This is a genomic window from Arthrobacter sp. H5, from assembly GCF_000520595.1.
GTDB lineage: Bacteria > Actinomycetota > Actinomycetes > Actinomycetales > Micrococcaceae > Arthrobacter_D.
The window spans coordinates 18,245-26,951 of record NZ_KI914993.1; the positions used below are offsets into that span (position 1 = coordinate 18,245).

General features: G+C 64.5%; 9 protein-coding genes. 2 read left to right on the forward strand and 7 right to left on the reverse strand.

Going from position 1 to position 8,707, the window contains the following annotated elements; all coding sequences use genetic code 11:
- Positions 1-122 precede the first annotated feature (122 nt).
- From Y708_RS0110285 to Y708_RS0110295, 3 genes are read right to left on the reverse strand one after another with little or no spacing between them, the layout of a single operon-like run.
- Positions 123-860 (reverse strand): ABC transporter permease, encoded by a 738-nt coding sequence (locus tag Y708_RS0110285; RefSeq protein ID WP_028279870.1) that lies wholly within the window; start codon positions 858-860, stop codon positions 123-125.
- On the reverse strand, positions 860-1,507 hold the full coding sequence (locus Y708_RS0110290) for an ABC transporter permease (protein WP_028279871.1): 648 nt from the start codon (positions 1,505-1,507) through the stop codon (positions 860-862). Before Y708_RS0110290 ends, Y708_RS0110285 begins: the two co-directional genes overlap by 1 nt.
- The gene (locus tag Y708_RS0110295; protein ID WP_028279872.1) at positions 1,504-2,565 is read right to left on the reverse strand and encodes an ABC transporter ATP-binding protein; all 1,062 of its coding nucleotides are present in this window, start codon (positions 2,563-2,565) and stop codon (positions 1,504-1,506) included. The genes Y708_RS0110290 and Y708_RS0110295 overlap by 4 nt, the downstream gene beginning before the upstream one ends.
- 72 nt (positions 2,566-2,637) lie before the next feature.
- Between Y708_RS0110295 and Y708_RS0110300 the strand changes: the two genes are divergently transcribed.
- Positions 2,638-4,215 carry an aromatic amino acid lyase gene (locus tag Y708_RS0110300; RefSeq protein ID WP_216699770.1) on the forward strand — a complete coding sequence of 526 codons (1,578 nt, stop codon included), beginning with the start codon at positions 2,638-2,640 and terminating at the stop codon, positions 4,213-4,215.
- Here Y708_RS0110300 and Y708_RS0110305 read toward each other — a convergent pair.
- From Y708_RS0110305 to Y708_RS0110315, 3 genes are all read right to left on the reverse strand, one after another.
- Positions 4,186-4,770, reverse strand: a complete 585-nt coding sequence (locus tag Y708_RS0110305) for a cysteine dioxygenase (protein WP_028279874.1) — start codon at positions 4,768-4,770, stop codon at positions 4,186-4,188. The two genes, Y708_RS0110300 and Y708_RS0110305, sit on opposite strands and share 30 nt — an antisense overlap.
- Positions 4,767-5,660 carry an amidohydrolase family protein gene (locus Y708_RS0110310; RefSeq protein WP_028279875.1) on the reverse strand — a complete coding sequence of 298 codons (894 nt, stop codon included), beginning with the start codon at positions 5,658-5,660 and terminating at the stop codon, positions 4,767-4,769. The genes Y708_RS0110305 and Y708_RS0110310 overlap by 4 nt, the downstream gene beginning before the upstream one ends.
- 583 nt (positions 5,661-6,243) lie before the next feature.
- Complete coding sequence (locus Y708_RS0110315; protein ID WP_028279876.1) at positions 6,244-7,068, reverse strand: DUF559 domain-containing protein; 825 nt, start codon at positions 7,066-7,068, stop codon at positions 6,244-6,246.
- Positions 7,069-7,359: 291 nt separating this feature from the next.
- On the opposite strand from Y708_RS0110315, the gene Y708_RS0110320 reads away from it, so the two are divergent.
- On the forward strand, positions 7,360-8,364 hold the full coding sequence (locus Y708_RS0110320) for a LacI family DNA-binding transcriptional regulator (RefSeq protein WP_028279877.1): 1,005 nt from the start codon (positions 7,360-7,362) through the stop codon (positions 8,362-8,364).
- On the opposite strand, the gene Y708_RS30405 is transcribed toward Y708_RS0110320, so the two are convergent.
- A partial coding sequence (locus Y708_RS30405; protein ID WP_035775952.1) for an aromatic amino acid lyase occupies positions 8,291-8,707 on the reverse strand: 417 nt, incomplete at its 5' end. The two genes, Y708_RS0110320 and Y708_RS30405, sit on opposite strands and share 74 nt — an antisense overlap.

Consider the following 8,707-nt stretch of genomic DNA (forward strand, 5'->3'; position numbering starts at 1 on the left):
AGCGGGTCTCCGCCGCAGGCGGAAAGGGTGAGGGCTGCCGCTCCGAGGAGTGCAACACTACTCAGCAGTTTGTGGGACTGTTTCTTGAACATGGTCGTGCCTTTCGGTCTGGTGTTGAAAGCTTATCGGGCTTCAGAAGGAGGGGCATCCGAACCGGCCGGCACAGCGCGTTTGGATGGCGTGTTGGAAGTGCGGGTCAGCGCGCGCCCGGAGACGCCGGGCGACACCACCAGCCGCTGAAGTGCGGCGGCGCCGAGGTCCAGGATGATGGCCAACAGGGCAACGACGACGGCCCCAGCAACCACCCGATCGTACTGGTTGAGCGCTATCCCGTCGATGAGCAGACGGCCCAGCCCGCCCAGTCCCACATAGGCGCAGACCGTCGCGGTGGACACAACCTGAAGGGTTGCGCTGCGCAGACCGCTCATGATGAGCGGCAGGGCCATGGGGATTTCCACCCTGAACATGATCTGCAGGGGCCGCATCCCCATGCCCTTGGCGGCGTCCACCGAGGCGGGGTCGATCGCCCGGAGTCCGGCGTAGGTTGAGGTGAGTATTGGCGGTATTGCAAGGACCACCAGCGCGGCGATCACCGGAACCAGCCCGAAGCCGATGAGGGTCACCAAAAAGATGATCAGCCCAAGTGTCGGCAGCGAACGGCCGGCGTTTCCAGCATTGATGGCAACGAACGCGAACCGACCAGTGTGCCCAATATAGAGCCCTACGGGGATGGCAATGAGCGCGCCGATCACCAGGGTCAGCGCGGTGTAGAACAGATGGTCGACCACGAGGGCCGGAATGGCACCACTCTGGCCCAGTTCCCAGTTCGCTGGATCAAGAAGAAATTCGAGGTACTCCATCAGGCCCTGCCTCCCACCCGTGACCACGGCGTAAACCGCCGCTGGACCAGGACAATGACACTGTCGCAGACCGCAGCGAGCAGGACCGACAAGACAATGCCCACGATGATCGGATCAAGGTAGTCGAGCTGCAGGCCCCGCAGGAAGAGCGCACCGAGGCCGCCCACACCCAGGAGGGCGCCGACACTGACGATGCTGACGTTTGCTACCGTCGCAACCCGGAGACCTGCCAGCATGACCGGCAGGGCAATCGGAAGCTCGACGCTGAAGAGTCGTTTGATCCTTCTGTAGCCCATGGCCGTGGCCGCCTGCGTCACGGTGGGGTCCACCGAGTTGAGGCCGTCGGCAACCACCCGCACCATCAGCGCAACACTGTAGATAGTGAGGGCAATGATGATGTTCAGCGGAGAGAGCACCCGGGTGCCGATGATGGGCGGCAACAGCAGGAACAGGGCAAGGGATGGGATGGCGTAAAGGATACTGCTGACGTTGACCAGCGGGTAATACAGCTTCGAGTAGCGGACGGCCAGGTAGCCGAGCGGGAGCGAGATGACGATGGCGAGAAGCACCGGTATCAGGGCCAGAAACACGTGTTCGCTGAAGGCCCTCCAGATCACCTCGGTGTTCGAGGAGATGTAATCGATCACGTGGTGACCCCGGACCGCTGCCGTCGGCGCTCGTCCAGCTGGCGAACCAGGCTCTGGTGCCGGATGACGCCGTCGGCCGTGCCGTTTTCATCCACCCTGATGGCAATGCCCACCGGTGAGGTGATGGCGAGGTCGGTGACCACCCGCAGCGAGTCATGGGCTTTGAACGTGCCGGCAACCGATGCCGGGTTGGACTCCGGTGCGATGCCGGGGCCGGTCCAGCCCACCGGACGTCCGGCGTCGTCGAGCACCAGCACTTCGCTGCCGGCCCGCACACTGTCCACCGGATCAAGCACCAGGCCGTCAGAAGTATCGAAGGAAAGACTGCGGAAGCCGCGGTCCCTGCCCACAAACTCCGCCACAAAATCACTTGCCGGGTTTTCCAGCAGTTCCCGGGGCGTTGCGTACTGGGCCAGGTGGCCGCCTTCCTTGAAGACTGCAACCATGTCGCCGAGTTTGATGGCTTCATCAATATCGTGGGTGACAAATGCGATCGTCTTGCCCAGCTCGCCCTGGAGTCGGAGGAACTCTGTCTGCAGCCCGCCCCGGACAATCGGGTCAACGGCGCTGAACGGCTCGTCCATCAGCAGCACCGGCGGATCGGCGGCCAGCGCGCGCGCCACTCCAACCCGCTGCTCCTGTCCACCCGAAAGCTGTACGGGATACTTGTCCGCCATGCTGTCATTGAGCCCCACGCGTTCCAGCAGTTCCATGGCGGTGGAACGTGCCTTTTTCTTGTCTGTTCCGATCAGGGTGGGAACGGTCATGATGTTTTCGATCACGGTGCGGTGCGGGAACAGACCTGCATGCTGGATGACGTACCCGATCGAACGCCGCAGCAGTGCGGCATCCTGGGACGTGATGTCTTTCCCGTCAATGAGGATCCGGCCGCTGGAGGGCTCCACCATTCGGTTGATCATGCGCAGCGAGGTGGTCTTTCCACAGCCGGACGGCCCAACGAAGACCGTGATTTTTCCGGTGGGCAATTCGAAGTTGAGCCTTTCAACGGCAAGCGTTCCGTCGGGAAACGTCTTACTGACCTCATCAAACGTGATCAAAGTGGCGCTCCAGGTTCCTTCGGCGCCGGCCACAATGGCCAGCTTGAATAAGTTGATTCATACTTTCAGGCAATGAATAGACAGTCAACCATTTTTGTGGGAATAGTTACCTATCCGACATATGAAGGGCGGGTTCTTTCCGTGATGGTCACTCAGCAGCGTATTGCACTCGACGGCGCATCGTTAACTGTGCCGGAGGTCAACCGCATTGCGCACGGCGTGGCGGGTGTGTCAGTGCCGCAGGAGCGCATGACAGCACTGGAGTCTGTGCGGCAGCGGCTGATCGACGCACGCGAGTCGGGCTACGTGTACGGAGCGAACACGGGCGTGGGTGCCAACCGCAACGTGGTGGTGAGTGAGGATGCCGACGGACAGAACGACGACGCCGCCGCCGACATTGACGGAGAGCGCGCGGCACACGCCCGCCGCCTGCTGCTCAGCCATTGTGCGGCAACCGGTCCGGTGGAGGGAGACGCCGTGACCCGCGCCACGATGGCCGTGAGATTGAACCAGTTCGCTGCGGGCGGATCCGGTGTCAGCAGCGGTGTGGCCCGGGGGCTTCTGGCCGCCCTGGACTCCGGCAGCCTCCCGACATTGCACGGCCTGGGCTCAGTGGGCATGGGGGATTTACCGGCGTTGGCTGAACTGGCGCTGACGCTTGCAGGCGAACGGCCGTGGCGGACGGGCGGCATAGACCCCGTGCAGTTTACGGACACTGACGCACTCCCTTTCATGAGCTCCAGTGCCGTGACCCTGGCGACCGCGGCCCTCGGCGCGGGTGAGCTGGACACCGTGCTGCGCAGCGGCGTCGTGGTGGCTGCCCTGTCACTCCTCGCGCTCGAGGGATCATCGGAGGCGTACGACGACGACGTCCACCGCCGTCGCGCCCACCCCCACCAGCGCGCTGTGGCGGCAGCGGTGGCCCACCTGGCGGGGATGGATGATGGGATGCCGCGGGAGGCAGCCCGCATCCAGGACCCGTTTGGACTCCGCGTTTTCCCCCAGGTGCACGCGCCCGCGGTGCACGCGCTGGATCAGCTCGTGCAGATTCTGGAAGCTGATATCAATGCGGCCGCTGAGAACCCGCTGATAACGGCGCACGGCGTCGCTCACCACGGGCAGTTCCACCTGGGCGCCCTTGCGGCTGCACTTGACCATGCCCGGACGGCGTTCTTCCCCGTCCTCACACTCTCCTCAGCACGGCTGGGGATGATGCTGCGGCCGGACATGACCCGATTGCCCGCCTTCCTGGCGCAGGGTCCACCGGGCAGCTCCGGCCTGATGATCGCCGAGTACGTTGTCCAGGACGTGCTCGCGAACCTGCGCACCGCCGTCGTACCCGTCAGCGGCGCAAGCCTGAGTATCTCGCTGGGACTCGAGGATCACGCCGGGTTTTCCACCCAGGGCGCACGGCTTCTGCGGCGGGCGGCGGCAGAGGCTCCCGTCGTCGTCGCCGTTGAAGCGGTGGCGGCCGTGCGGGCGTTGCGTCTGGCCCCGCAGCGGCTGGGCGACACTCCCGCTCGGGCGGCGTTTGAGTACCTTGCCGAACAGCTGGACCCGGACATGGAAGACCGCCCGATCGGTGAGGACATTGACCGGGCGGTTGCGCTGCTTCCGGGGTTAGCGGGATTCCTCGGTGACAGCCTGTAGCGCCTTGTACGTCTCGATGACGCTTTCGTCGTCCATGGGGCGCAACTCGTCCGCATAGCTGACGGACATGCGCCGCATCACGCCGTTGCGGCCGATGGCGTACTGACCCATGCGCCACAGCGGCGGCGAGTAGGCATGGATGGAGACGGAGCCGTCCACGCCGCCACCCATCCGGTGAATGTGGTCCGGACCAAAGTTGAACGTGCGGCCGGCCTGCACAACGCGCTTGACTGGTTCGCCGCTGATACGCGGATTCGCTTCGGTCACCGACCCGCGCGTGACGGTGACGGCGCCCGAGGAGATGTCGTGGTCATGCCAGCCGGTGTCATCCTCCGTGTTCCAGCAGAGCAGCCAGACGTCGACGTTGCTGTCCCGGTACAGCGAGGCATAGTGCCGCTTCCCGCCCTCGTGGCTGATGTGGTGCTCCCATAATTGGGGATGTTTGGCGAGCTCGGTGACCCAATCCTGAAGCTCTGCCCGGGTCAGTGTGCGGCCGGGCAGGTTGGGAACGTCCGCCTGCGTCAGTGGTGTGTGCTCCGGGGTGGTGATGGTCATCGCGGTGTTCCTTTCAGAAGATGTTGTGGGTTGGTGGAAAATAGCGCGTGGGTGAAGGCATGTCCCAGCCCGGGATCCCTGGGCTCGGCGTACGGGCGGTCCGATCCGTGCACGATCGGATCCACGCCGACAACGCGGATGGTCGCGTCAATGGCGCGCGTGTCGTAGGACGAGGTTTCGTAGTAGACCAGCGGGTCGACGGCGCCAAACTCACCGCCGCGGGCCGCAAGGCGTTCATGGTGCAGCGGCGCCAGTCCGGCCAACGCCACGAAGGCAACCCTCAGGCTTGGATGTTGTTTACGGCCGACGGCGTGCCACGCCAGCCAGGATGCATGCAGTTGGGATACGTAGGGGACCAGGGCTGGCCACCACGACGGCGTGTCCTCGGTTGCGGGAGCCGGCCCGGGATGGATCAACAACGGTTGGTTACTTGCCTGCAGGATGTCCAGTACCGGCTTCATCCGGCGGATGGCGGCGGGGTTGCCCAGCGCCGTGGCTGGAAGCTGCAGGCCCACAATCCTGTGCTGGCTCAGGATGTCTCTCAGGCCGTCAAGATCGAACTCGGCAACCGGCGTGGCAGCCCAGATCCGGAACGGGTCGCCCAGTTGCAGCGACGACTCATGCCAGGTGTAAATGAGCTTCCGTGCGTCCTCGAACGGCAGGTGCTCAATGCCCAGCGGGCTGGAGAGGGAAAGCAGCACCTGGTCCTTGCCTTCGCGGACCTCCTGGGCCCGCCGCTTTTCGGCGTCGTGGGCTGTTGCATCAACAATATAGGGGGCTTCACCGTCGATCAGGAGGGTCCAGCGGTCAAGCATTGGCGGGGAGGTGCGCTCACGCAGGGCGTCGATGAAGGCAGCGGGCCACAGGTGCTGATGGCAGTCGATGCGCACGGTTCCTCCCTTCAAATACGTCGTGTGAACCGGTTCATTTATAGGTTAAGTGAACCGGTTCACAACTGTTTTGTCAAGCTCACTCCGGGTTGTCCCGTCAACTGGGGGAGCGCCAGCCCGGGGCGGACCTGATCCCGCATGTTCTGACGCGCAAACCGCGTGTCGCGCCGCAACACGCCGTGATTTGGCGGTATTGACCGAAAGAAGTTGCAGGATCTGGTCCGCAGGTCCCGGACGGAAAGCACCCGAACGGGGGTTTGGTTCGCGGCCGAATACAGGAGGTTCCGGATGCGTAGGTTAACACCGACGCCTCCCGGCTGGACCATCCCGCGTGGCGGAGTGTTTGTGTTGCATCGGGTGGCGGAGTAGCCACCCAGCGCGCGAGAGATTTCCAGAGGCAGGAGAAGTCGGTCTGCGCGGTCCGGTCTGCTGCAGGGCGGACCCAATCCTGCAGGTTCTAGTGCTCAAAAGGCGTGTCGCGCGGCAACACGCCGTGATTCGGCGGGTCTGTCCGGAAGAAGTTGCAGGATCCGGTCCGCAGCTGCCGGACGTAGCCCGGCCGAACGGGTGTCGGTGTGTGCGTTTAGCGAATGACGCGGCCGGACAGGACCTGCCAAATCTCCGCCAAGACCACGTCACTGTTGTGCACTATGTCCGCATAGCGATACCGGAGCACCAGATAGCCGCCGATGATGGTCATGTTGTTCCGCCGCTGATCGGTTTGGCGGGCTTTTCGGTCGGAGTGGTGCTTGTCACCGTCGACCTCCACCACCAGGAAACCCTCCAACAGGAAATCCACCCGGCCCACGCCGTCGATGTAGACCTGTGTGTCGACATGGAATCCGGCGCCCCTGAACAGGATCCGTGCCACCACCTCAAGGGTCGATTCGGCGCAACCGGTCACCAACTCCAATGCTGCCCGGGCCTTGCCGTTGCGGTCGCCTTGAAGCCGCTCGAGGAGGAAACTCCGGACGGTTTCCCCGCGTCGCAGGGCACACTCCACCATGACCGCTGCTTCCACCGGCGGAAGGCAATGCAGTGCATGGATCAGCACGTCAACCAGACCCACCAGCGGGAGGTCCTTGTGGACAGGCACAGTTCGGCGCCGATGGTTGACGTTGTCTCCGCTGTAACCCTCAGGGCAGCTGAGGTGGTGCGTTGCGGGCGGGTGCAGCTGCCAGAGCCCGTAGTGGGGCGCAGCTGAAACGCAGGTTACCCGGCCGTTGTGCAGGACGGCGGCAGCAATATCGGCCGGAGCATCCGGAAGCGCGAGTACTCCACGCCGCAGCCGGATCACCCGCCCGGTCTCGAGCGCATGGCGTATGTTGCGTTTGCTCACACCGCGCCGGCGAAGGGTCCCCGTTCGCGCAACCGATCCAGCCCCGCGCAGCACGTCCAAGGTATCCATCCACCCAGTGCACCGAATTCACCGCCGGCGTCACAGTCGCGTCGGTGTTATGTGTATAAGGTCAGTGCCATTGACCCGTTGTGGAGGGGATGTGCGCCCGTCCCGGCGGACCTAATCCTGCAGGTTCCAGTGCTCGAAGTGCGTGTCGTGTGGCAACACGCCGGGTTTCGGCGGGCCAGCCCGGCAGAACCTGCAGGATTGGGTCCGCAGTGGCGCGGTAGGGCCTCAACGCGGCCGCAAGTAGCCTCGGCTGACCACCGGGTCGACACAACTGCCAAGTATGCTTGGCTGATGACCGATTCCCCGCGGAAAACGCTGCAGGACATCGCCGATGCAGCCGGTTTGTCGAAGGCCGCGACGTCCTACGCTCTGCGCGGTATCCGGGGCTCGGAGAAAACCCAGGCAAAGGTCCGTGCCCTCGCTGACGAGCTGGGCTACTCCGTTGATCCCATTGCCCGTGCCCTGGCCAACGGGCGCAGTGGCAACGTGGCGATTGTGGGATCGCTGCGGGACATGTGGAGGCAGGGGCTGGCGGTCATGCTCTCCGAGGCGCTGAGGGAAAACGAGCTGGCATCAATCATTGCTGACGTAGACAGCTCGCCGAAACGGGAACAGGAAGTCCTGCAGGCGTTGGCGGGGCAACGGGTCGATGGGGCGATCGCTCTGCCGGTTGACCCGTCAGCGGAGTACTGGGGCACAGTGCCCGCCGATATCCGCATAGTTTCCATTGGCGATGCCCTGAGCGCGCGGCCCGATGCCGGCTGCGTGCTCTTCGACAACGAGTACGGCGTAGGCACCGCGCTGCAGCATCTGGCCGATCTGGGCCACCGCTCGGTGGGTCTCCTGGCGCCGTCGCTCCCCACCACGCCGGGCCGGCCCGCCGAACTCCTGGCCCGGAACCTTGGTGACTCCATGGGACTTTCGGTGCGGGTTGCCTATTCGCCGTCCACAGTGACCGGCGCGGCCCGCGCCGCCCGTGAACTTCTCGCCGTCACGTCACATCCGACTGCGCTGTTCTGCCTGGGGGATTCCATCGCGTTTGGAGCCTACAGCGCCTGCCGTGCCCTGGGCCTCGCCGTCCCCACGGACATTTCTATCCTGGGTTTCGATGACAGCGAGCTGGCACCGCTGGTCACCCCTGAACTGACAACCTTCGGCTGGGATGAGCAGGCCATTGTGGATGCCGCCGTTCACAGCCTGGCCGGTGATGACCCCGCGCGCGTCATGTTCCGCCCGGAGTTTCTACAACGGGGTTCGACGGCGCCGCCGCCAGCAGATCCTGCGCCCAGCCGCTAGCCAAGAGCAGGTCGATGGTTTCGATGTCCAGCCCAAAAGGGCGGTCCGCCGTACCCGGCGGGAGCAAGTCGGCAACCCGGGCGAGCAGTCCCTGCAGTTCAGCTCCATAGCGTCCGGCGGTTCCATGACCCAGCCGGCCGGCCTGCACCAACGCGAGCAGTTCGCAGGCGAGCACATCCCGTGCGCCCTCCAGCGCTTCACCACACGAGGCTGCAGCCTCCAGTGAAAAACTCTGAATGTCCTCCTGCCCCAGCGAGGTCTCAATCGCGCCGAGACTGGCCGGCTGTGAGGAGCGGAGCAGCCCATGCACCACGCCAACGGCCCGCTTGTGCACGGCGACCAT

What these genes read in the sequence shown, in the direction of transcription:
- Y708_RS0110305 (WP_028279874.1), bottom strand. Translation starts at nt 4,770, where the DNA reads ATGACCATCACCACCCCGGAGCACACACCACTGACGCAGGCGGACGTT.
- Y708_RS0110285 (WP_028279870.1), bottom strand. Translation starts at nt 860, where the DNA reads ATGGAGTACCTCGAATTTCTTCTTGATCCAGCGAACTGGGAACTGGGC.
- Y708_RS0110320 (WP_028279877.1), top strand. Translation starts at nt 7,360, where the DNA reads ATGACCGATTCCCCGCGGAAAACGCTGCAGGACATCGCCGATGCAGCC.
- Y708_RS0110315 (WP_028279876.1), bottom strand. Translation starts at nt 7,068, where the DNA reads ATGGATACCTTGGACGTGCTGCGCGGGGCTGGATCGGTTGCGCGAACG.
- Y708_RS0110300 (WP_216699770.1), top strand. Translation starts at nt 2,638, where the DNA reads ATGAATAGACAGTCAACCATTTTTGTGGGAATAGTTACCTATCCGACA.